We start from the raw sequence: 22,441 nt of genomic DNA, 5'->3' as shown, positions 1-22,441 counted from the left end.
GGAAGAAAAGTTATCAACAAAATGTGGATATCTTTTCAAAATTATGTGGATAACAGGAAAATTCCTGTGGATTTCCAAGCTGAAAGGCACTATTTTAGCCACTTTCTCATTTTCCAAAACTTATCCACCCCGATTTTTCGTTGCTTAATACCTTATTTTGATGTAAAATAGATAAGAATAAGCATATGATACGATGCATGAAATGTATGTTAGATTAGGAGTTATTTTGTAATGAATATCGTAGAAGAAAAATGGCCGGAAATCATAGAACACCTCAGAGTGGAGCACGAGCTCTCCAATGTGTCCTTCAACACCTGGATCAAGCCTCTGAAGGTATACAAAGTAGTAGATCATACGGTTTTCATTCTTGTCAATATGAACGCCAGCGTTGAGTACATTGATAAAAAGTACAGACTCCCGCTGAAGGTGTCCATTGCCGAGATCACGGAAAAGGAGTTTGAGGTCGTTCTCGTGTCGGAAGATGACGACCGCCTGGACGAGATCATGGAGATGGCATCCAGGGCTTCCGAGAAAAAGCGCACAAAGACAGCTGCTCAGAAGGCTGGTCTTAACCCCAAATATACATTTGATACCTTTGTAGTTGGAGGCAACAACAGCTTTGCCCACGCGGCCTCCCTGGCCGTGGCAGAATCTCCCGGAGAAGTGTACAACCCCCTGTTCCTCTACGGAGGCGTGGGACTTGGGAAGACCCATCTGATGCATTCGGTAGCTCATTTTATACTGGACAAAAATCCAAAGAAAAAGGTCCTCTACGTGACCAGTGAGACCTTTACAAACGAGCTGATCCAGGCGCTGAAGAATCCAAAGGAGAATTCCATGTCTGATTTCCGGGACAAATACCGGAACAACGACGTCCTTCTCATTGACGATATCCAGTTTATCATAGGAAAAGAGAGTACCCAGGAGGAATTCTTCCACACCTTCAACCACCTGCACACCGCAGGAAAACAGATCATCATCTCCAGCGACCGTCCTCCCAAGGACATCGAGACGCTGGAGGCAAGGCTCCGCACCAGGTTTGAGTGGGGGCTGATAGCGGACATCTCCGCACCAGACTACGAGACGAGGATGGCCATCCTGCAGAAGAAGATTGAGATGGATTCTCTGCAGAAATACAATATCCCCGACGATGTGCTGGAGTACATCGCCACCAATGTAAAGACAAACATCCGTGAGCTGGAGGGTTCCCTGAACAAGCTGATCGCACTCTACAAGCTCCAGAATACCCAGACTGCGATCGATATCCCCCTTGCCGCGGAGGCGCTGAAGGATATCATCTCCTCCCAGGCAAACCGGGAGGTGACACCTGAGCTTATACTGGACGTAGTCTCGGAGCACTTCGGCATCAGCATTGCGGACCTCAAGAGCAGCAAGAGGACGGCGGAGATTGCCATTCCCCGCCAGATATTCATGTATCTCTGCCGTGATATGACAACAGCATCCCTGAAGGTAATGGGGATCGTCCTGGGAGGAAAGGACCACTCCACTATCAACCACGGCATCAAGAAGATACAGGCGGAGATCAGGGAAAATGAAAGTCTCAGCAACACCATCGATATCATAAAGAAAAAGATAAATCCTGTTTAAAGCATTCCAGGATGTGGACAACCTGTGGAAAGGCTGTGAAAAACTATGTGGATTCACTGCTCACAAATAAGATAAACAATTTCCTTATCAGGAGCACAAAAAAGTTTTCCCAACCTCTTCCACATGTGATTTTTATGATCTCCACAGCGTTTTTAAAACGCGTAAGGCTTGAAAATACAGGGACGAGAGGACTTTTCCACTCTATCCCAAGCCCTACTACGGAGAAGACGGAAATATTTTATATATGTATCTATATAGAGGCGCGTGAAAGGAGTTATACACAAAAATGAAGATCATATGCAGTAAATCTGAGCTTGCAAAGGGAGTCGGGATCGTATCCAAGGCAGTTCCTTCCAAAACAACCATGCCTATCCTTGAATGTATACTGATAGATGCCACACTTGACATTATCAGACTGACAGCCAATGATATGGAGCTCGGCATCCAGACGGAGATAGAAGGAGATATCAGGGAACACGGAATGATAGCCATAGACGCAAAAATCTTTTCCGAGATCGTCCGCAAGCTGCCTGACAGTGATATCGTTATAGAGACAGACGAGAAGGACCAGATGACTATCACCTGTGAGAAGGCTAAATTTGATATCATGGGAAGGGCAGGAGACGACTTTTCCTATCTCCCTGTAATAGAGAAGACAGAGACAGTGACCATTTCACAGTTTACCCTGAAAGAGGTGATACGCCAGACGATATTCTCTATCGCTGACAATGAGAGCAACAAGCTGATGACCGGAGAACTGTTTGAGATAAAAGGAGGTATGCTCCGGGTGGTATCTCTTGACGGACACCGCATTTCTATCCGGAAGATCGAGCTGAGGGAGGAGTGCCAGGACCACAAGATAGTGGTACCCGGAAAGACTCTCATGGAGATAAGCAAGATCCTCTCAGGAGAGGCAGACAGCCAGGTCAGCATGTATTTTACAGGAAACCACATCGTGTTTGAATTTGACAGGACAGTGGTCGTTTCCCGTCTGATAGAGGGAGAGTACTTTAAGATAGACCAGATGCTCTCCAGCGACTACGAGACAAAGGTGAGGATCAACAAGCGGGATTTCCTCAACTGTATCGACAGGGCCACTCTGCTCGTGAAGGAGGGGGACAAAAAGCCCATCATCATCAATATTGGAGACGATGTGATGGAGCTTCGGATCAAATCCCAGTTCGGTTCCATGAATGAGGACATCATGATAACCAAGGAAGGAAAGGATCTTATGATAGGCTTTAATCCAAAGTTCCTCATCGATGCCCTCCGGGTCATCGACGACGAGGAGGTGGACCTCTATCTCATGAACGCCAAGGCGCCATGCTTTATCAAGGATGAGACAGAGAGCTATATTTATCTTATCCTTCCCGTTAATTTTAATGCCATTTAGGAGTGAAGACTATGCAGGTTTTACATCTGAGAGATGAGTTTATCAAGCTGGGGCAGGCCCTGAAGGCGGCCGGCCTTGTGGAGTCCGGCGTGGAGGCTAAGGAGGTCATCCAGGACGGGCTTGTGAAGGTGAACGGTCATCCGGATACCAGGCGGGGAAAAAAGCTTTACCCCGGGGATATCGTTTCTTACAACGGAGAAGAAGTGAAAATTGAAGATTAGGTCTTTGAAACTTAAGGATTTCAGAAATTATGAGCTTCTGAAGCTGGAGCCCTGTGAGTCTACCAATATTTTTTACGGGAACAACGCCCAGGGAAAGACCAATATCCTGGAAGCTGTCTATATGTGCGGGACTACCAAATCCCACAGAGGGACGAGAGACAGGGATATGATACGCTTTGGGCAGGAGGAGTCCCATATTGAGGCTGTGGTGGAGAAGAGGGGGATTCCCTATCAGATCGATATACATCTAAAGAAAAACAGTCCCAAGGGTATAGCAGTCAACAAGATGCCTATAAGGAAAGCCAGTGAGCTGTTTGGCATTGTCAATATCGTTTTCTTTTCCCCGGAGGACCTGAACATCATCAAGAACGGTCCCTCTGAGAGAAGGAGGTTTATAGATCTTGAGCTCTCCCAGCTTGACAAGGTATATCTGAGCAATCTATCAAACTACAACCGCATTGTGAATCAGAGAAATCATCTTCTAAAGGAGCTGGCCCGACAGGATGCGGCAGGCACTTCTCTTTCAGAGACGCTGGATGTCTGGGACATGCAGCTGGCCGGGTACGGCGAGAAGGTCATAAAGGCCAGAAAAAAATTTATGCTCCAGGTCAATGATATTATTTCTGATATACACAGAAAGCTCACAGGGGGACAGGAGAACATAGAGGTAAGGTACGAGCCGGATACAAAGGGGCATCCTCTCCACGAGGCCCTGCAAAGGGGCAGGGAAAGGGACCTGCGGATGCGCAGCACCGGCTGCGGTCCCCACAGGGATGATATCTGCTTTATGACAAATGGTATCGATATCCGAAAATTCGGCTCCCAGGGTCAGCAGAGGACAGCGGCTCTGTCCCTGAAGCTTTCCGAGATAGAGCTTGTGAGACTGCTCACAAAAGATACGCCCGTCCTGCTTCTTGACGATGTCCTGTCTGAGCTTGACAAATACAGGCAAAACTATTTACTGGACAACATCCATGATATACAGGCTCTCATCACCTGCACGGGTGTTGATGAATTTGTAAATCATCGATTTTCTATAAACAAAGTATTTCATGTCCATCAGGGACATGTGACCATGGAAAACTAGGAGGAGATTATGAGTACAGAAAAGGTACAGCACGAGTATGGGGCGGACGAGATCCAGATCCTTGAGGGGCTGGAGGCTGTCAGAAAGCGCCCGGGAATGTATATTGGAAGTACATCGGCAAGGGGACTCCACCATCTTGTCTATGAGATAGTGGATAACTCTGTGGATGAAGCCCTTGCAGGCTTCTGCGATAAGATCCATGTGCAGATAAACAAGGACAATTCAGTCACTGTGACAGACAATGGCCGCGGCATCCCGGTGGGGATCAACCACAAGGCGGGCATTCCGGCGGTGGAGGTTGTCTTTACTGTACTCCACGCAGGCGGAAAATTCGGCGGCGGAGGATACAAGGTGTCCGGCGGTCTCCACGGTGTGGGAGCCTCTGTTGTGAACGCCCTCTCCAACTGGCTGGAAGTGGAGATCTTTCATGAAGGAAAAATCTATAGACAGAGATACGAGCGCGGAAAAGTCATGAACAAGCTGGAAATCGCGGGGGACTGCGAGGAGGGAAGGAGCGGCACAAAGGTCACCTTTCTCCCTGATGACACCATATTTGAGGAGACAGTTTTTGATTTTGACGTGCTCAAGAGGAGACTGCGGGAGATGGCCTTCCTCACCAGAGGCCTCAGGATCATCCTCACAGATGACAGGCCGGAGGAGGGACCCGTGGAAAAGGAGTTCCACTATGAGGGGGGCATCAAGGAGTTTGTCACCTACCTGAACCGGAGCAGCACGCCCCTCTATGAGGATGTCATTTACTGCGAGGGCATGGTGAACAATGTGCAGGTGGAAGTGGCCATGCAGCACAATGATTCCTACACAGACAATACCTACGGGTTTGTAAACAACATCACCACACCGGAGGGAGGAACCCACATTGTGGGCTTTCGAAACGCCCTGACCAAGACATTTAACGACTATGCGAGAAAGAATAAGCTGCTCAAAGACAGCGAGCCGAATCTTTCCGGAGAGGATATCAGAGAGGGACTGACAGCCATTGTCAGTGTCAAGATAGAGGAGCCCCAGTTTGAGGGACAGACAAAGCAGAAGCTTGGAAACAGCGAGGCGAGAGGCGCTGTGGACAATGTAGTGAGCAAGCAGCTGGAGATTTACTTAGAGCAGAATCCGACGATCGCAAAGACCACAGTGGAGAAATCCGTTCTTGCCCAGAGGGCCAGGGAGGCGGCCAGAAAGGCAAGGGACCTGACCAGGCGTAAATCAGCCCTGGACGGCATGTCCCTTCCGGGAAAGCTGGCCGACTGCTCTGACAAGGACCCGGCCAACTGCGAGATTTATATCGTGGAGGGGGACTCCGCCGGCGGATCCGCCAAGACAGCCAGGGACAGGGCTACCCAGGCTATCCTTCCTCTCAGGGGAAAAATCCTGAACGTGGAGAAGGCACGCCTGGACAAGATCTACGCCAACGCGGAGATAAAGGCCATGATAACAGCCTTCGGGACAGGCATACATGAGGATTTTGATATTTCCAAGCTGCGGTACCACAAGATCATCATCATGACAGACGCGGATGTGGACGGCGCTCACATAAGCACGCTTCTCCTGACATTTATGTATAGGTTTATGCCGGAGCTGATCAAGCAGGGATATGTATATCTGGCAAAGCCGCCTCTCTACAAGCTGGAGAAAAACAAAAAGGTCTGGTACGCTTACAGCGACGAGGAGCTGGACTCCATCCTCCGGGAAGTGGGAAGAGATACAAATAATAAGATACAGCGCTACAAGGGTCTGGGAGAGATGGATGCGGACCAGCTCTGGGAGACGACTATGGACCCCCATCACCGCATCCTGATGAGAGTGACTATGGACGAGGAGACCACATCCGAGCTGGATCTGACATTTACCACCCTGATGGGGGATAAGGTGGAGCCAAGGCGTGAGTTCATAGAGGAAAATGCAAAATACGTGCAAAATCTGGACGTATAGAAAGGTAGAGGACAATGGAAGATAATATTTTTGATAAAGTCCAGGAAGTAGATCTGAAAGAGAGAATGGAGAAATTTTACATCGACTACGCCATGAGTGTTATTGCTTCCAGAGCTCTTCCGGATGTGAGAGACGGTCTGAAGCCGGTGCAGAGAAGGATACTGTACTCCATGATCGAGCTGAACAACGGTCCCGACAAGCCCCACAGGAAATGTGCCCGTATTGTCGGCGACACGATGGGTAAATATCATCCCCACGGGGACAGCTCCATCTACGGAGCCCTGGTAAATATGGCTCAGGATTGGTCTACCAGGTATCCTCTTGTGGACGGACACGGAAACTTCGGCTCTGTGGACGGGGATGGCGCGGCTGCCATGAGGTACACGGAGGCCCGCTTAAGCAGGATTTCCATGGAGCTGACAGCGGACATCAACAAGGACACGGTAGATTTTACGCCCAACTTCGACGAGACGGAGAAGGAGCCTACTGTCCTGCCGTCCAGATTTCCCAATCTCCTTGTAAACGGAACATCCGGTATTGCCGTGGGAATGGCCACCAACATCCCTCCCCACAACCTCCGCGAGGTCATTGACGCGGTGGTGAAGATTATTGATGACCAGATTGGGGACAAAGAGACCACCACAATGGAGGAAATCCTGCAGATCATAAAGGGACCGGATTTCCCGACAGGAGCAACCATCCTGGGAACAAGAGGGATCGAGGAGGCCTACCGGACAGGACGTGGCAAGATCAGGGTGCGGGCTGTGACAGATATCGAGACCATGCCAAACGGCAAGAGCCGTATCATTGTCACAGAGCTTCCCTATATGGTGAACAAGGCAAGACTCATCGAGAAGATTGCCGAGCTTGTGAGGGATAAGAAGATTGACGGCATCACAGAACTGAGCGACCAGTCCAGCCGGGAAGGCATGAGAGTGTGCATTGAGCTCAGAAGAGATGCCAACGCCAATGTGATCTTAAATCAGCTCTACAAGCACACCCAACTCCAGGATACCTTCGGCGTCATCATGCTTGCTCTTGTCAACAACGAGCCTAAAGTCATGAACCTTCTGGATATGCTGAACTGCTATCTGCAGCACCAGGAGGAGGTCGTGACGAGAAGGACCCGGTATGAGCTGAACAGAGCGGAGGAGAGAGCCCACATCCTCCAGGGACTGCTCATCGCCCTGGACCATATCGACGAGGTGATACAGATCATCCGCAGCTCTGCCAACGTGCAGGAGGCAAAGGCGGAGCTGATGAAGCGCTTCGACCTCTCGGACGCACAGTCCCAGGCTATCGTGGACATGCGTCTGCGGGCTCTGACAGGTCTGGAGAGAGAGAAGCTGGAGAACGAATACAATGAGCTGATGAAGCGCATCGGCGAGTTGAAGGCGATCCTGGCCGACAGAAAAGTCCTCCTGGGCGTCATAAAGGAGGAAATCCTTGTCATCAAGGACAAATACGGAGATGACCGAAGGACGAAGATCGGCTACGATGAGTTTGATATCTCTATGGAGGATCTGATCCCAAGGGAAAATGTGGTCATCACCATGACAAAGCTTGGATATATCAAGCGCATGTCTGAGGATACATTCAAATCCCAGCACAGAGGAGGAAAAGGCATAAAGGGCATGCAGACAATAGATTCTGACTATGTGGAAGAGCTCTTTATGACGCACACCCATGACTATATCATGTTCTTTACAAACACGGGCCGGGTGTACAGGATGAAAGGCTATGAGATACCCGAGGCAGGAAGGACTGCCAGAGGAACGGCTATCATCAATCTTCTGCAGCTCCAGCCGGAGGAGAAGATCACGGCCGTCATCCCGATTGACGAGTACAGGGATGGTGAGTACCTCTTCATGGCCACAAGGAGAGGGCTTGTGAAGAAGACACCTATCAAAGAATATGCCAATGTGAGAAAGACAGGGCTTGCGGCTATCACGCTTCGGGATGACGACGAGCTGATAGAGGTGAAGTATACAGATGATCAGAAGGATATCATATTAGCCACAAAATACGGGCAGTGTATCCGCTTCCACGAGACTGACGTGCGTCCTACGGGAAGGACCTCTATGGGTGTAAGAGGAATGAACCTGACAGACCACGATGAGGTTATCGGAATGCAGCTTGACTCCCAGGGAAGCCACCTTTTGATCGTGTCTGAAAAGGGAATGGGCAAGCGCACCGCCATGGAGGAATTCTCCCCCCAGAACAGAGGCGGAAAAGGTGTGAAATGCTACAAGATAACTGAGAAGACAGGAAATGTGGTAGGCATCAAGGCTGTGGATGAAGAGGACGAGATCATGGTCATCAACACAGAGGGAATCGTGATCCGCATGAGATGTAGCAGCATATCTATTCTCGGAAGGATAACCTCCGGAGTGAAGCTTATTAATTTACAGGAAAACGATAAAGTTGCCAGCATCGCAAAGGTGAGGCAGGGCGACGAGGAGGAAGAAGAGGCTTCTGAAAGTGTGGAGAAGCCGGAAGAACAGACAGAAGAGTAAGAGATGACATGAAAAAAAGACTGGTACAGTATCATATATGGACTGTGCCAGTCTTTTCTGTATGGGTCCCTATTTGGAGCGCGTGCGAAGATTGACTAACAGACATCCTGAAATCTGCTGTCCTTCAGATTGGACAGGATGATCTCGGCAGTCTTCACTACTGTCCCGGATACCATCTTTGTACAGTGGGCCTTCCGCTCAGGGGACATTTTTTCCATTCCCCTCGTCAGAACGCGGCAGCATGCGGCACCGTAGTTCTCCTTAAAGAAATCATGAAGCTCATTGCAGAGCTTGAAGCAGAGCTGATTGCGAGGGTCACCCGGCTCGGTGCGCCCGTAAAAATAGCCGATACACATAGTGCCTCCTGCGAGAGCGCCGCAGATGCAGCCTGCCCCGCCAAGTCCCCACGGAAATCCGGAGCTCATGGCAATCGCATCATCAGACATCTCAAGCTCAAAGTTTTTCTTGATAGCGTAGATGACAGACTCTGAACAGGTGAAGCCGGAATTAAAAATATGTACGGCATCTTCCCTCAATTTCTCCATATCGATTGATGTATTCATAGAAAAACCTCCTTTTGTAGATATTATAGGACGGAGGGGGAAAAACTGCAATTGGGGACGTAATATTTTGTAAAAATATTACGTCCCCAATTGCAGTTACCCCTGCGCTACTGTGTATCATTCCCCTTGTATTGTTGTAATTGATATACAATTGAAATTAATATTTATCGATAAACAATAAATAAATATTGAAAATCAATCTATCCTGTGTTATATTCCTCTTAGAAAGTTACAAGTCAAAATGGAACTCAAGATAACAAGAAATGTGGGAAGGGAGAGATAGATATATGAGAAATGAAAAAATTGTCAGGGCGACAAAGCTGATCCTGGACTTTATGTTTTTTTCGGGAATCATGGTTGTGGTGACGCTCCCGTGGACGCTGAACCTGGCTGGAAGATACTATGATGCCGTTATACTGGAGCAGTATGTTCCTATGCTGCTTACGCTGGCAGTTTCCGGAATATTCGGAATATTGATTGTGGGACAGCTTCGGAAGATGATGAGGACTGTGGTAAGCGGTTCCTGCTTTGTGTATGAGAATGTGAAGAGCCTGCGCCTGATGACAGGCTTCAGCCTCTGTATCTCGGCAGCGTTTCTCATTGAAATGTTCTTTGTGCCCACTATTGCGACTGTGGTCATAGTCGTCATCTTTTTTGTGGCAGCGCTGTTCAGTCAGGTGCTGTCGCAGGTATTCGGGGAGGCGGTCCGCTATAAGGAGGAAAATGACCTGACCATATAATGGGGCAGGTCCCTGGCCTGTTTTGACAAAAGGCTTCTGATGGGGAGAAGGATGTGTAGAGAATAAGAGCAGCAGGAGGTGGCACAAAATGGCAATCGTGATCGACTTGGATGTGGTCATGGCTCAGAGAAAAATGGGAGTTAAGGAGCTGGCTGAGAGGATAGATATCACCATGGCAAATCTGTCTATCCTGAAAAATAACAAGGCAAAGGCAGTCAGATTTACAACACTGGATGCCCTTTGCAGAGAGCTTGGCTGCCAGCCCGGGGACATCCTGAAATATGTCCCGGAGGAAGAGAAAAAGGAGGTGCAGTGAAGGAGTGAAAAAAACAGACAGATTTGAGGAAAATAATCGCTATTTTGCAGGTATGAGCCTCATATATGGAATCCTGTTTACAATCTTTTGTTATAAAAATCTGAATGGAATAACATTTTTACTGCACACAGCCATGACAGTGGGAATTGCGTATCTCTTTTTTGGGAGGCTGGGTATGTCCTGCCGGAGGAGATTCCTCCCGTACGGTGCAGGGATCCTTCTCCTTGGAGCTTCCACAGTGATGACGGACTCGGGATTTCTCGTGCTTTTTAACTGGGTAGGCATTATGCTCCTCTTCATGGCGGGAATGATACGATGTTTCTGCGGGGATGAAGAGTGGGACTTCTTTTCATACATGAAGGAATTCATACTCATGGGAGCAAAAACGGTGGTATATTCCTTTCACATCTTTCATATCAGAGACTGGAGAAAAGAAAGCATGGAAATGTGGGAGGAAAGTGGGCAGGAGGAAAACAAGAAAAAGGAGAAAACAGGTTCTGTGGTGACAGGGATCGTGATAGCAGCCCTTCTGCTTGCAGTCATATTCCCCCTTCTTGCGAGCTCAGACCGGGTTTTTGCAGGCATTTTTGCATCTATCTTCCGGATGCCGGAAAACCTGAATGTCGGCTCTGTGGTGGGAATGGTGTGCATGACCCTCTTTGGAGTGCTGATCATCTACGGCGTCTTCTGTGCCTTTGCCTCAGGCGGATGCAGGAAAAAGGAGGGGAAGGACAGAAATTACGAGGCCGTCACAGGTATCACCTTTACAGTGATCCTGGCTGTTGTCTATGTGGTGTACTGCTGCGTACAGATTTATGTTCTCTTCCTGAAAAATGAAGGGGGACTCCCGGATGGGGTCACATACGCAAGCTATGCCCGGGAAGGTTTCTGGCAGCTGCTCTTTGTGGGGATCATCAATCTCATCCTTGTCATTTCGGTTGTATATGCATTTCAGAAAAACAGGATTTTAAAGATGATACTGACAGTCATATGCGGCTGTACTTTTGTCATGACCATCTCCGCCATGTACAGGATGTTCATGTATGTCCATGTGTACCATATGACATTCCTCCGCGTCCTTGTGCTTTGGTTTTTGATACTCAATCTGGTCATGATGACAGGAGTCGTGATTTTCATTTATAAAGAAACTTTTTTGTTATTCAGATTTATAACGGCTGTCGTATCCTGCGGATATATACTGCTTTCCTTTCTGCATCCGGATTATCTGGCAGCATCCTACAATATCCGCACGATGGAACAGATGACCGCCGCAGACGCGGTCTATATGATGGAGACATCCTCCTACGATGCGGCGCCGGCTCTCGCAAAAATTGATGTGGGAGCACTGGACTATACAGACGGGCTCTACACGGAGAGCATAGTGGAAAATATCCACCGGCAGTATTTCAGGAAGGCGCAGCAGGATATAGACAGCAGGAGCCTGAGGGAATATAATTTTTCCGTGTGGATGGCCTCCAGGATTTCCCCTTAGGAGGGGGATGATCAGGAGGGAGTCATTTTCTGAAAGAAATCAATTAATTTTTTCTGGGCGGGCGAGGTGGGTCCGCCCTTTTTCATACACATGACGATCGGAATATCCGTGTTCTCCTTAAGGGGGATAAGACGGACATTTTCATGGTGAAAAATTTCAAAATTGCTCCCGGGAAGCAGACTGACTCCCTCGCCGATGGATACGGCGCTTATGATGGACTCCACCCTCCCGGTGCGGACAATGTTGGGGCATGTGGCGCTGCTTTGAAAAAGCCTGATGCAGAACTGGAAGATGGACGTATAGCGGTTCATCAAAATAAGAGGCACACGCCCCAGTCTTTCAAGAGAAAGTGGAGAGGGGCATGGAGAGAAAAGCTCCCTGCAAAGCTCAGGGGAGAAGCCCAGCTTCCGGCAAAGTGCCTCGCTGTCCGGGACAACGGCAAAAAGGCGGTCATCCGCAAGGGAAAAGAAGGCGGCATTCAGTTCCTCTGCCACATTTTTTCTGGAAATGATGATATCGTATTTTCCACTCAGAAATCCGGGCAGAAGCTCCGGCTCCTCCACCTCCTCAAGAATCAGTCTAAGCTCAGGATATCTTTCTGAAAATTCTCTGAGCTTACTGGTCAGGTGGTACTGCGGAAGGACAGGGAGCGTGCCAAGGCACAGTACCTGCTCACCCCTGTGGCGATAGGGAGCCAGATGCCCCAGCATGTTTTCATATCCATCTGAAAGTCGGAGACAGTCCTGATAGAAAAGCTTCCCTGCCTCAGTGACAGATGCCCTGCGGCGGCTCCGGTCGAGGAGTCTTACCTCCAGTTCCTTCTCCAGCTTCATGATCTGCTTGGAGAGGGTGGATTGGGTGATATGGAGCTTTTCCGCAGCCTCAAAAAATGTATTACTTTCCATCACTGCAATAAAATACCGGATCTGGTCAAAGGTCATAAAAGCTCTCCTTTATCTGTGTATGCATAAAAGCATTCATTCCATTATGGAATTGATTGTACCGCAAATTGAATTGATAGGATACAGAAAAGCAGATAAAATAGAGTCAGAAATCAAATGCAGGATGAGGAAAATATATGGCTGTCCTTCAGTTCCAAAAGCTCTCGCCAAGTGATGAAGGATCAGGGACCATGGCATTGCCTGCAAGACGATTTTTGACTGCACGGTTCCCTATGACCAGAAGGAACGGTTTGTGAGAGCGAGATTTATGGATGTAGAACCAGAAAAATGGGTAAAAGATGCAAAATAATAATTTAAGAAATGAAAAAATAATCATTGCGGCTACCGGCGCCAGCGGTATGCCGATTTTGCAGGAGTGCCTGCATATCATCCGACAGACGCCTGGGTATGAGTCGGTCCTCATCATGAGCCGGAGTGCGGTCCTGACCATGGAGCAGGAGATGGAATGTACCAGGGAAGAGATGGAAAAGCTGGTGGATCATATATACAGTCCGGAGGAGATTGGGGCCGGGCCGGCCAGCGGCTCCTACAGGACGGCGGGGATGATCATTGTCCCCTGCAGTATGAAGACAGTGGCCGGCATCTGCGGCGGCTATGCGGATAACCTGATCCTCCGGGCCGCTGATGTGACTATCAAGGAGCAGCGGCCGCTTGTCCTGGAAGCCCGGGAGACACCCTTAAGTCCCATCCATCTGAGAAACATGTATGAGCTCTCAAGGATGCCGGGAGTCCGAATCATTCCCCCCATGCTCACCTTTTACCAGAAGCCGGAGTGCATCGAGGATATGGTCCATCATATAGCGGCCAGGCTTGTGGAGCCCTTTGGCATTGAGGCAGAGGGTTACCGCCGGTGGGATGGGATTTAACCAGGAGAGCCGGAAGAAGGATGTCTTAGAGGGAGACTGAAATGGAAGAAAAAGTGATAGAAAGAGAACTCTCTTTCACAAAATTAACTATAAAGTTTACAAAGATTGGAAAAGATTATCATATACTTCTCCAGGGAGGAGACAGCCCCCATATTGGCTGTACAGTGCTGGCTATCCCCCGGCCCTCCCTCAAGGGAGACGGCAAGGTCAGCAGCACAGCCTCTGTTATCAATGTGACAGGACACAAGGACGAGTACCTGTGCCGGTATCTGGCAGAGAAAATGGCAGCAGCCCAAAATGCTGTAGTCGTATGTACAGGGGGATTTCATACGGACGGGATCACAGAGGAGCAGATCCGGGAAGTACAGCAGGCTGTGGAAGAGATGATACTATAAAAAAGAAAAGGTCGTGAGTATATGTCTGAGACAAGTGACAAAATAAGAAAACTCTTTAAAGCAGGAGACGATATCCGGGATGCAGGTCTTAAAGAGCCGGAAGATGTGGAAAAATACCGGGACATCCGCTATGGGACAGAAGATCCCATGCAGGTGATGGATGTGTACCGCCCGGCCGGGCAGGAAGGACTGCTTCCTGTCATTGTCAGCGTCCACGGCGGAGGATGGGTGTACGGGGACAAGGAGAGATACCGGTTCTACTGCATGGACCTGGCAAGGAGAGGTTTTGCGGTGGTGAATTTTTCCTATCGGCTGGCGCCGGAGCACAAATTCCCGGCTCCTTTGGAGGATGCAAACCTGGTCTTTGACTGGATGGCAGAGCATGGGAAGGCGTATGGAATGGATCTGGAGAAGGTATTTGCCGTGGGGGACTCGGCGGGAGGCAACATCCTTTCGCTTTACCTGGCTGCCTGCACAAGTGCATCCTTCAAAGAAAAATGGGAAAAAGAATATAGGCTGCAGATACAGGACAGCATCTCTGTCCGCGCGGCAGCACTGAACTGCGGCGTATACAAAATAGAGAAAGACATGGGAGGCGACACGCCGGCGCTGATGGAGGACTATCTGCCGGGCAAGGGGACGGAGGAAGAACTGGATATGATCAGCTCCATTTCACATATAACGGGAAACTATCCTCCTGTGTTCCTCATGACCTCCTCCGGTGATTTTACACAGAGCCAGGCCCTCTCCATGGCGGAATGTCTCATGGAGCGGAAGGTACCCTTTCTGTTCCGATTTTACGACAATGAGACCCACGATCTGAAGCACGTCTTCCACGTGGACATGAAATGTCCACAGGCTATCATATGCAACGACGAAACATGCCGTTTTTTCAAGGAAATCCTGGAAAGAAGGTAAAGACATATAAAAGCGTCCTCCGGATACAGACAAGCCGGAGGACGTTTCTACATGACTTTGTGCGGGATCAGATCTGAGTGCCTTTCACGGCACGGTAGCTGAGACCCGTGATGACCAGGGAGAAGACAGTCAGTGTCACCATCCCGATGAATGGATTTCCGCTGGAGGTGTCGGAATACCCCATGATAAAGAGAAAGAAGGATATCAGCCTGGCAAAAATGTCCGGGAAAGCCACCATGAGGACAGGTATGCCGCCGACTACCAGGAGCGGAAGTCCCACTGCGATGCCGATCTTCCCGGGCTTGGGAGAGCGGTAGAAGCAGATGGATATGAGATACCCTGCCACAAAGAAGACGTACATGACAAGGAAGGAAATCACCAGCTCTACCAACAGACGCAAAACAGGACCGGCATTGTTCACATAGCCCGAGTAGAGGGTGGAGGAAATGGTCATATACGATACATTGGCGGCGGGCAGCGCTTCCAGGATATACAGAGCCAGCACATCCATGGCGGACATGACAGCGCTGAAGATCACAAGGCACATGCAGGCGCCTGCAAAAATCTTCTTTCTGGAGACACCGTTCTGCATAAACAGGTAAAAGTACTCCCGGAACATGCACAGCCCCACGATCAGGCAGAAGAACTCGGAGGAGAATCCGAGGCCGCTCCTCTTCGTGCCGCCTGCCACATTCATCCCTATCACGGCGAGAGAAATGATGAGCAGGATGACGAGATAGTAGATGATAAGCGCCTTCACAAGGTCAAAACACTGATATTTCAAAATCTTTTTCATACTCTTTCGCACTCCTTTCAGATCCAATTACATAGAGGTGAGCTGGATAAACAGCTTCTGCAGGTCCATGGTCGACCTCTCCAGCCCCTCAGGCAGCCGCGCGCCGTCGTCGCCGCAGATGTAGACGGACTTCAGTCCTCCGATGACATCCGAGCCAATGACCTCTGCCCTGGCGGGGAGAGACGCTACATAAGAGTCTACCTGGGAGACAGTTCCGGATATAGTGCAGCTGTTTTCCAGGATGCTGTCTCTGGACTGGTTTTTCAAAATTTCACCTTTTTTTATAATAATTACTTCTTCTATGACGTTTGCCACTTCCTCGATCAAGTGGGTGGAGATCACTGCTGTAAAGGGATCTTCACTGTATTTCTCGATCAGCAGTTTGTAAAAGAGATCTCTGTGGTAGGCGTCCAGCCCCAGGACCGGCTCGTCAAAAAAGACGTAGGGTACATTTACAGAAAGAGCCAGTATATTTCTGAAGATAGACTGATAGCCGGTGGACAGGCTCTTGATCTTCTTTTTTATATTTAGTTCAAACATTTCCGAAAGTTTCAGAGCATACGCCTCGTCGAAGGAGGAATAAAATGTTTTTGTCACTTTGAAGGCATCTTTTACTTTCATGCTCTCCGGGTACAGGTTCATCTCATTGATGAGAAACATTTTCCTCAGTGCTTCGTCGTTCTCTGCAGAGGGCATGCCGTCCACGGACACATATCCCTCATTTGGATATTTGCGGTTGCTGATGATATTCAGCAGAGTTGATTTACCGGCTCCATTTCTTCCCAGAAGCCCGTAGATCTTTCCCGCCTCAAAAGTGAGTGTCACATTTCGAAGCGCCTGTGTATCTTTAAATGATTTTGATATGTTTTTTACTTCAATACCTCTCATTTAGAAAACCCCCTCTCGATCATGGCAATGACATCTTCGCTTGAGATGCCCAGTCTCCTGGCCTCGTCTATGAGGCTGCTTATATAGTTGGTATAAAATTGATCCTGTCTTTTCTTTCGAAGCTTCTGTACAGCTCCCTCTGCCACAAACATGCCAACGCCCCTTTTCTTATAAATAATGTTCTCGTCCACAAGAAGATTGATCCCCTTGAGGGCAGTAGCCGGATTGATCTTATAGTTTACGGAAAATTCAGTGATAGATGGAATCTGGGACTCTTCCGGAAAAGCCCCGGTGAGGATACCGTCCTCGATTCCCTCTGCGATCTGGATAAAAATAGGTTTATCCTGGCCTGGATTGATATTCACTCCATAGACACCTCCTTGAATGGTGTTGTGGTTAATTAGTTGAGTAATTAACTATATATGTATTAAAGCATGTGAGTGGGAAAATGTCAATACCGGAATTGAAATATGTGGATAAAGACAGTATACTAATTAGGGAATATGCGGGATAAAGCCGCCCATTACACTATTTTCACGGGAGGAAATCAATGCGGACAGTCCAGGTAAGTGAGATAACAGAAAATATAAAAGAAATGTGCATAGAAGCCAACCATTATCTGTCAAAAGACATGGAGGCTGTTATGGAGCGCGCAGCAGAGACGGAGGAGGCTCCCCTCGGAAAGCAGATTTTAGGGCAGCTCAGGGAAAATCTGGATATTGCGGCCAGAGATATGATACCCATCTGCCAGGATACGGGCATGGCGGTCGTCTTTCTGGAAATCGGGCAGGACGTGCATCTGGAGGGAGGACCTCTGGAGGATGCTGTAAATGAGGGGGTACGCCAGGGATACACACAAGGGTATCTTCGGAAATCTGTGGTGGGCGACCCTATCCTGAGAGAGAATACAAGGGATAACACGCCTGCTGTTATCCATACAAGGATCGTGGCCGGAGACAAGGTAAGGATCAAAGTGGCGCCCAAAGGCTTTGGGAGCGAGAACATGAGCCGGGTCTTCATGCTGAAACCTGCGGACGGTCTGGAGGGAGTCAAACATGCCATACTGACCGCAGTAAAGGATGCAGGCCCCAACGCCTGTCCCCCCATGGTGGTGGGCGTGGGTGTGGGAGGTACCTTTGAAAAATGCGCTCTCATGGCCAAGGAGGCCCTGACAAGGGAAGCCGGGTCCCGCTCCTCCATCCCGTGGGTGAGAGAGCTGGAGGAGGAAATGCTGGAGAAGATCAATGGCCTTGGCATAGGACCGGGCGGTCTGGGAGGCAGTACGACAGCCTTTGCGGTCAATGTAAACACCTATCCCACCCACATTGCAGGACTGCCGGTGGCAGTAAACATATGCTGTCATGTGAACCGGCATGTTGTGCGAGAAGTATAGGAGGGCTGAAAATATGGAAAAACACATGAAAGTGCCAATGACAAAGAAAGAGGCAGCAGGCCTTAAGTCCGGAGATTACGTGTATCTCACGGGCACGATATACACAGCCCGGGACGCAGCTCACAAGAGAATGGACGAGGCGCTGGACAGGGGGGAGGATCTTCCCCTTGATATAAAAAATCAGATCATCTACTACATGGGCCCCTCCCCGGCAAGGGAAGGCCGTCCTATCGGATCAGCGGGCCCCACAACAGCCAGCCGAATGGACAGATATACGCCCCGGCTTCTTGACCTGGGACTGGGAGCCATGATCGGCAAGGGCAAAAGAACTCAGGAGGTGATGGACGCTATCGTGCGCAACGGCTGCGTTTATTTTGCCGCAGTGGGAGGAGCAGGAGCTCTTTTGTCTAAATGTATCAAAAAATCCGAGGTGATCGCCTACGATGACCTGGGGACAGAGGCTATACGCCGCCTGGAGGTGGAGGATTTCCCGGTCATTGTTGTCATAGACAGCCGGGGAAATAATCTCTACGAGACAGCCATCAGAGAATACAGAAAATAAACACAGAAGGAGCTTACAATAATGAAAAGGATATTACTTATGATCTTCCGGAACATTCTCCTCGTTCCGTATGCGTGGTGCAAGCTCTGCTATCATGCGGCCCACACGGAAAAATATACGGATGAGGAGCAGTACGCTCTTTTGAAATACATTACTCTCAGGGCAAACCGGGGAGGAAATGTGAAGATTGCCTCCTCCGGTGTGGAAAATCTTCCGAAAGAGAATGGATTTATGTTTTTTCCAAACCATCAGGGTCTTTATGATGTGCTGGCCATCATTGAAGCCTGCCCGAGACCCTTTGCCGTGGTAGCCAAAAAAGAGATTGCAAACATTCAGTTCCTGAAGCAGGTGTTTGCCTGCATGAAGGCATACATGCTGGACAGAGAGGATGTGCGCCAGGCCATGCAGGTCATCATCCACGTGACGGAGGAAGTGAAAAAGGGCCGCAACTACCTGATCTTTGCAGAGGGAACACGTTCGAAAAACGGCAATCATCCCGGGGAGTTTAAGGGAGGAAGCTTTAAATCCGCCACAAAGGCGAAATGTCCCATTGTTCCGGTAGCCCTTATCGATTCCTTCAAGCCCTTTGACACCAACACCATCAGCCCGGTCACGGTCCAGGTGCATTTCCTGGAGCCCTTGTATTACGATGAGTACAAGGATATGAAGACTACAGAGATCGCGGCTGAGGTGAAGAGGCGGATCGAGGCGGTCATCGGGCAGTATGCGAAATAAAAAATGCATCTGTAGGAGAGTACAGGATAAAGGAGAATGAGAGAAGATGTCAGGGAAAAGCAAAAAAGTTATAGCGGCAGGACTTTTGTGCCTGTCAATGACGACATCCTGCAATAGTTCCCTGTCGCCGATCCTGGCAGAGATAGGCAAGTCCTTTCCAAACGCCGGGGATGCGGCTGTTCAGATTGTATTGACGCTTATCAATCTGGTGACCTTACCTGTGATGCTTATAGAACCGTTTCTGGAGTCCAGGTTCACAAAGAGGGGGATTGCTGTTGCGGGTACGGTACTCATGCTGGCAGGCGGCCTTCTGCCCCAAGCTTTTCATTCGCGGCTCTGGATGATATATGGGGCGAGCATAGTGATTGGAGCCGGTCTTTCCCTGGTGGTAGTGGTGAGTTCTTCCCTGATATCTGATTATTTTACTGGTATTGAGAAATCCCGCGTCATGGGCTTCCAGTCCATTTTTATCAGTATCGGAGGAACACTCATTGCCAAAGGGAGTGGATTTTTTGCGGTCATGACAGACTGGTGGAGAGGGTATCTTGTTTTTTTGATCTGTATTCCCATCGTGGTGGTTGTTCTTCTGACAGTGCCAGCAGGAGAAACTGTGCCAAAGTCCAAAAAGAAAGAGTGCGGCATCTCGGGCGGCTTGATGTATTTTGCTCTTCTTTGCCTGATTACAGGAATTTTTGTGGCCGCCTTTAACACAAATATTGCTATGTACATTGACAGAAACGGAATCGGAGATGCAGGTACAGCAGGTACGGTCGCTTCTGTTATGCAGGTGGCGGGGATTGCAGGAGGTCTTCTTTTTGGCGGTATTGTGAAGATATTTAAGAGATTTACTATAGGCTTATCCATACTGCTGATGGCTGCCGGAACAGCGATGGCAGGCTTCTCTACAAGTCTGCCCGTCATCTGCGGGGGAGCGGCAGTGGTTGGTCTTGGCTTCGCTGTCCGTAATCCGGGAGCGGTCACATTTACAGCCAACATGGTTCCTGCCGAACAGGCATCCCTGGCAATTGCCATTGTATCTGCGGCCTACAATATCGGAAATTTCATCTCTGCATACATTGTCAATGCAGCGGCTGGAGTGTTGGGAGAGGGAATAGAAAAAAGATTCATCTTCTCCGCAGCAGCACTGGTGATCATTGGCGCAGTAATCTGTATCAAGGCTCCCGTTACAGATGCCCAGGCTCTGGACGTTCAGGAGAAATAAGCATATTTCTGAATAGCATACACAAACATATGGGGGATTTTTATGTCTGTAAAAATGGATGCTTCCCGGCAGATCACAGAGGGAGTTATATGGAAACAGCTCCTTATCTTTTTCTTTCCGATCATGCTGGGGAGCTTTTTTCAGCAGCTTTACAATACAGTAGATACAGTGGTAGTAGGACAGTTTGTGGGAAAAGCAGCGCTGGCAGCAGTGGGAGGTTCCTCAGCACAGATTGCCAGTCTCATTGTGGGATTTTTTACAGGGCTGTCTTCAGGAGCCTCTGTCATTATTGCCCACTTCTTTGGGGCGAGAGACAGAAGATCTGCCAGCAAGGCAGTACATAATGCCTATGCTCTGGCTGTGGCAGGGGGAATTGTGCTGACCGTGCTTGGCATTTTACTGACGCCGCATATGCTCACCTGGATGAATACGCCCGAAGCGACTATGGGGGATGCAGTCCTCTATCTTCGCATCTATTTTGGGGCTCTCACTTTTACTTTCATATATAATATGGGAGCCAGCATACTGCGGGCAGCGGGAAATTCGCACACGCCGCTCTATTATCTGATCGTATGCTGCCTTACCAATATCGTGCTGGACATATTACTGGTGGCTGCCCTTGATATGGGAGTAGCCGGAGCTGCCATTGCCACCTTCATTTCCCAGGCGCTCAGTGCCGTTCTGATCACGATCAGGCTGGCAAGAGACAGAGGATCGCTGCGGATCACATGGAAAAGAATGCGCTTTACAGGATCGATCCTTGTTTCGCAGCTTAAGCTCGGGATACCTACTGCGGTTGAGTCTGTCCTGTTTGCCATTACAAATATAGCCATCCAGGCGGCCCTCAATACATTTGGAACGGATACGGCGGCAGCCTGGTCAGCTTTTGGAAAGATGGACGCCGTATTCTGGATGGTCAGCACTTCCTTTGGAATTGCCATCACTTCATTTGTAGGACAGAACCACGGTGCAGGAAAAAGAGAAAGGGTAAAAAAGAGTACAAAAATATGCCTTCTTATGGACTTTGCCGTGTCAGCTGTCATCGTGATCGTGCTGGTCGCGCTGAGGACACCTCTTTTCCGCATGTTCACGTCGGATCAGAATGTCATTGAAATAGGGAGCCAGATGGTCCTGCTCATTACACCCTGGTATATTGTGTACGTATTTATAGAAGTGCTGGCAGGAGCTATGAGAGGTGTGGGAGATGTACTTGTGCCCATGATCATCACACTGGTTGGGATCTGCGTGCTCCGGATTGTGTGGCTTGTGGGCGCTATGGAGATATCACCTACTATCGACGCGATCATTTTCAGTTACCCGGTGACATGGATTTTGACAGCCGTGGCATTCATTGTATATTACTTGCGGAAGACGTTTTTGGAGAATGAGAAAAAAATGCGTTGACAATCAAGCAGGGGTTTAGTATAATAACTTCTGCTGGAGAAATACTCAAGAGGCCGAAGAGGCGCCCCTGCTAAGGGTGTAGGTCGGGCAACCGGCGCGAGGGTTCGAATCCCTCTTTCTCCGTTAGGCAAAAACTGCTGACAGGCTCAGTGGTTTTTTGTTTGCCTTATTGAGGAAGGAAAACAATGGAATATATTGTGTTTCTTCTATTATAAATATACTACCAATTGAGTGCTGGAGAAAAAATAAAAAAACTTCAAAAAAAGCATTGACACAAAGAAAAACAAATGGTATTATATTTAAGCTGACTCGCGAGAGACAGCAAAAAACAAAAAGAACCTTGATAACTGAACAATAGACAACGACCCTGAAAATTTCTAAGAGAAATATTCAGAACGGAAATCAGATCGAGCGAAAGCG

The 22,441-nt window shown here is 48.9% G+C and carries 23 protein-coding genes, 1 tRNA gene and 1 pseudogene; 20 read left to right on the top strand and 5 right to left on the bottom strand.

Annotated features, from left to right (window positions below; translation table 11 throughout):
• Positions 1 to 231 precede the first annotated feature (231 nt).
• The 6 genes from dnaA (at position 232) to gyrA (ending at position 8,769) form a co-directional block, all read left to right on the top strand.
• Positions 232 to 1,608, top strand: a complete 1,377-nt coding sequence (dnaA, locus tag B5E62_RS10910; protein WP_087174603.1) for a chromosomal replication initiator protein DnaA — start codon at positions 232 to 234, stop codon at positions 1,606 to 1,608.
• Between the two features lie 286 nt (positions 1,609 to 1,894).
• Positions 1,895 to 3,001: a DNA polymerase III subunit beta gene (dnaN, locus tag B5E62_RS10900; RefSeq protein WP_087174601.1), complete on the top strand. Its 1,107-nt coding sequence runs from the start codon at positions 1,895 to 1,897 to the stop codon at positions 2,999 to 3,001.
• Between the two features lie 11 nt (positions 3,002 to 3,012).
• Positions 3,013 to 3,222, top strand: a complete 210-nt coding sequence (locus B5E62_RS10895; RefSeq protein ID WP_087174600.1) for an RNA-binding S4 domain-containing protein — start codon at positions 3,013 to 3,015, stop codon at positions 3,220 to 3,222.
• Entirely contained in the window at positions 3,212 to 4,309 is a 1,098-nt protein-coding gene (gene recF / locus B5E62_RS10890) for a DNA replication/repair protein RecF (RefSeq protein WP_087174599.1), read from the top strand. The genes B5E62_RS10895 and recF overlap by 11 nt, the downstream gene beginning before the upstream one ends.
• A gap of 9 nt (positions 4,310 to 4,318) precedes the next feature.
• Positions 4,319 to 6,253, top strand: a complete 1,935-nt coding sequence (gene gyrB, locus B5E62_RS10885) for a DNA topoisomerase (ATP-hydrolyzing) subunit B (RefSeq protein ID WP_033126058.1) — start codon at positions 4,319 to 4,321, stop codon at positions 6,251 to 6,253.
• A gap of 14 nt (positions 6,254 to 6,267) precedes the next feature.
• Positions 6,268 to 8,769, top strand: a complete 2,502-nt coding sequence (gene gyrA / locus B5E62_RS10880) for a DNA gyrase subunit A (protein ID WP_087174598.1) — start codon at positions 6,268 to 6,270, stop codon at positions 8,767 to 8,769.
• A 95-nt stretch (positions 8,770 to 8,864) separates the two neighbouring features.
• On the opposite strand, the gene B5E62_RS10875 is transcribed toward gyrA, so the two are convergent.
• Positions 8,865 to 9,332, bottom strand: a complete 468-nt coding sequence (locus B5E62_RS10875) for a C-GCAxxG-C-C family protein (protein ID WP_087174597.1) — start codon at positions 9,330 to 9,332, stop codon at positions 8,865 to 8,867.
• 287 nt (positions 9,333 to 9,619) lie between these two features.
• On the opposite strand from B5E62_RS10875, the gene B5E62_RS10870 reads away from it, so the two are divergent.
• The 3 genes from B5E62_RS10870 (at position 9,620) to B5E62_RS10860 (ending at position 11,880) form a co-directional block, all read left to right on the top strand.
• Positions 9,620 to 10,072 (top strand): DUF2975 domain-containing protein, encoded by a 453-nt coding sequence (locus B5E62_RS10870; RefSeq protein ID WP_087174596.1) that lies wholly within the window; start codon positions 9,620 to 9,622, stop codon positions 10,070 to 10,072.
• 88 nt (positions 10,073 to 10,160) lie between these two features.
• Entirely contained in the window at positions 10,161 to 10,388 is a 228-nt protein-coding gene (locus B5E62_RS10865) for a helix-turn-helix domain-containing protein (RefSeq protein ID WP_087174595.1), read from the top strand.
• A 175-nt stretch (positions 10,389 to 10,563) separates the two neighbouring features.
• Positions 10,564 to 11,880: a DUF4153 domain-containing protein gene (locus B5E62_RS10860; protein ID WP_162610301.1), complete on the top strand. Its 1,317-nt coding sequence runs from the start codon at positions 10,564 to 10,566 to the stop codon at positions 11,878 to 11,880.
• 11 nt (positions 11,881 to 11,891) lie between these two features.
• Here B5E62_RS10860 and B5E62_RS10855 read toward each other — a convergent pair whose 3' ends face one another.
• On the bottom strand, positions 11,892 to 12,821 hold the full coding sequence (locus B5E62_RS10855; RefSeq protein ID WP_087174593.1) for a LysR family transcriptional regulator: 930 nt from the start codon (positions 12,819 to 12,821) through the stop codon (positions 11,892 to 11,894).
• 46 nt (positions 12,822 to 12,867) lie between these two features.
• Between B5E62_RS10855 and B5E62_RS17425 the strand changes: the two genes are divergently transcribed.
• The 5 genes and pseudogenes from B5E62_RS17425 to B5E62_RS10840 all read left to right on the top strand — a co-directional run bounded on the left by B5E62_RS17425 (position 12,868) and on the right by B5E62_RS10840 (position 15,021).
• Positions 12,868 to 12,996 (top strand): hypothetical protein, encoded by a 129-nt coding sequence (locus B5E62_RS17425; protein ID WP_275532588.1) that lies wholly within the window; start codon positions 12,868 to 12,870, stop codon positions 12,994 to 12,996.
• 6 nt (positions 12,997 to 13,002) lie between these two features.
• Positions 13,003 to 13,131: pseudogene (locus B5E62_RS17665) on the top strand (UbiD family decarboxylase); the annotation flags it as partial.
• Positions 13,121 to 13,708: a UbiX family flavin prenyltransferase gene (locus B5E62_RS10850; protein ID WP_087174592.1), complete on the top strand. Its 588-nt coding sequence runs from the start codon at positions 13,121 to 13,123 to the stop codon at positions 13,706 to 13,708. The pseudogene B5E62_RS17665 and the gene B5E62_RS10850, both read left to right, overlap by 11 nt.
• A gap of 41 nt (positions 13,709 to 13,749) precedes the next feature.
• Entirely contained in the window at positions 13,750 to 14,103 is a 354-nt protein-coding gene (locus tag B5E62_RS10845) for a prenylated flavin chaperone LpdD (protein WP_087174591.1), read from the top strand.
• A gap of 21 nt (positions 14,104 to 14,124) precedes the next feature.
• A complete protein-coding gene (locus tag B5E62_RS10840) occupies positions 14,125 to 15,021 on the top strand; it encodes an alpha/beta hydrolase (RefSeq protein ID WP_087174590.1) in 897 nt (298 codons plus the stop codon).
• A gap of 67 nt (positions 15,022 to 15,088) precedes the next feature.
• Here B5E62_RS10840 and B5E62_RS10835 read toward each other — a convergent pair whose 3' ends face one another.
• The 3 genes from B5E62_RS10835 to B5E62_RS10825 are packed head-to-tail and all read right to left on the bottom strand — an operon-like array spanning position 15,089 to position 17,070.
• Entirely contained in the window at positions 15,089 to 15,817 is a 729-nt protein-coding gene (locus tag B5E62_RS10835) for a hypothetical protein (RefSeq protein ID WP_087174589.1), read from the bottom strand.
• A 27-nt stretch (positions 15,818 to 15,844) separates the two neighbouring features.
• Positions 15,845 to 16,705, bottom strand: coding sequence for an ABC transporter ATP-binding protein (locus B5E62_RS10830; protein WP_087174588.1), 861 nt, complete (start codon positions 16,703 to 16,705; stop codon positions 15,845 to 15,847).
• Complete coding sequence (locus B5E62_RS10825; protein WP_076779809.1) at positions 16,702 to 17,070, bottom strand: GntR family transcriptional regulator; 369 nt, start codon at positions 17,068 to 17,070, stop codon at positions 16,702 to 16,704. Before B5E62_RS10825 ends, B5E62_RS10830 begins: the two co-directional genes overlap by 4 nt.
• 185 nt (positions 17,071 to 17,255) lie before the next feature.
• Here B5E62_RS10825 and B5E62_RS10820 point away from each other — a divergent pair, with 185 nt between their 5' ends.
• The 6 genes from B5E62_RS10820 to B5E62_RS10795 all read left to right on the top strand — a co-directional run bounded on the left by B5E62_RS10820 (position 17,256) and on the right by B5E62_RS10795 (position 22,144).
• On the top strand, positions 17,256 to 18,098 hold the full coding sequence (locus B5E62_RS10820) for a fumarate hydratase (protein ID WP_087174587.1): 843 nt from the start codon (positions 17,256 to 17,258) through the stop codon (positions 18,096 to 18,098).
• Positions 18,099 to 18,111: 13 nt separating this feature from the next.
• Entirely contained in the window at positions 18,112 to 18,660 is a 549-nt protein-coding gene (locus tag B5E62_RS10815; RefSeq protein WP_087174586.1) for a Fe-S-containing hydro-lyase, read from the top strand.
• 21 nt (positions 18,661 to 18,681) lie between these two features.
• A complete protein-coding gene (locus B5E62_RS10810) occupies positions 18,682 to 19,395 on the top strand; it encodes a lysophospholipid acyltransferase family protein (RefSeq protein ID WP_087174585.1) in 714 nt (237 codons plus the stop codon).
• Between the two features lie 46 nt (positions 19,396 to 19,441).
• Positions 19,442 to 20,617: an MFS transporter gene (locus tag B5E62_RS10805; protein ID WP_087174584.1), complete on the top strand. Its 1,176-nt coding sequence runs from the start codon at positions 19,442 to 19,444 to the stop codon at positions 20,615 to 20,617.
• A gap of 42 nt (positions 20,618 to 20,659) precedes the next feature.
• Positions 20,660 to 22,021: an MATE family efflux transporter gene (locus B5E62_RS10800; RefSeq protein WP_242957855.1), complete on the top strand. Its 1,362-nt coding sequence runs from the start codon at positions 20,660 to 20,662 to the stop codon at positions 22,019 to 22,021.
• Between the two features lie 35 nt (positions 22,022 to 22,056).
• A tRNA-Ser gene (locus tag B5E62_RS10795) sits at positions 22,057 to 22,144 on the top strand.
• Positions 22,145 to 22,441: the final 297 nt, after the last annotated feature.

The sequence above is a fragment of the Lachnoclostridium sp. An118 genome (assembly GCF_002160985.1).
GTDB classification, from domain to species: Bacteria; Bacillota; Clostridia; order Lachnospirales; family Lachnospiraceae; genus Claveliimonas; species Claveliimonas stercoravium.
The sequence above is the reverse complement of the archived record's forward strand: the minus strand, read 5'-3'. Positions and strand labels throughout refer to the sequence as shown.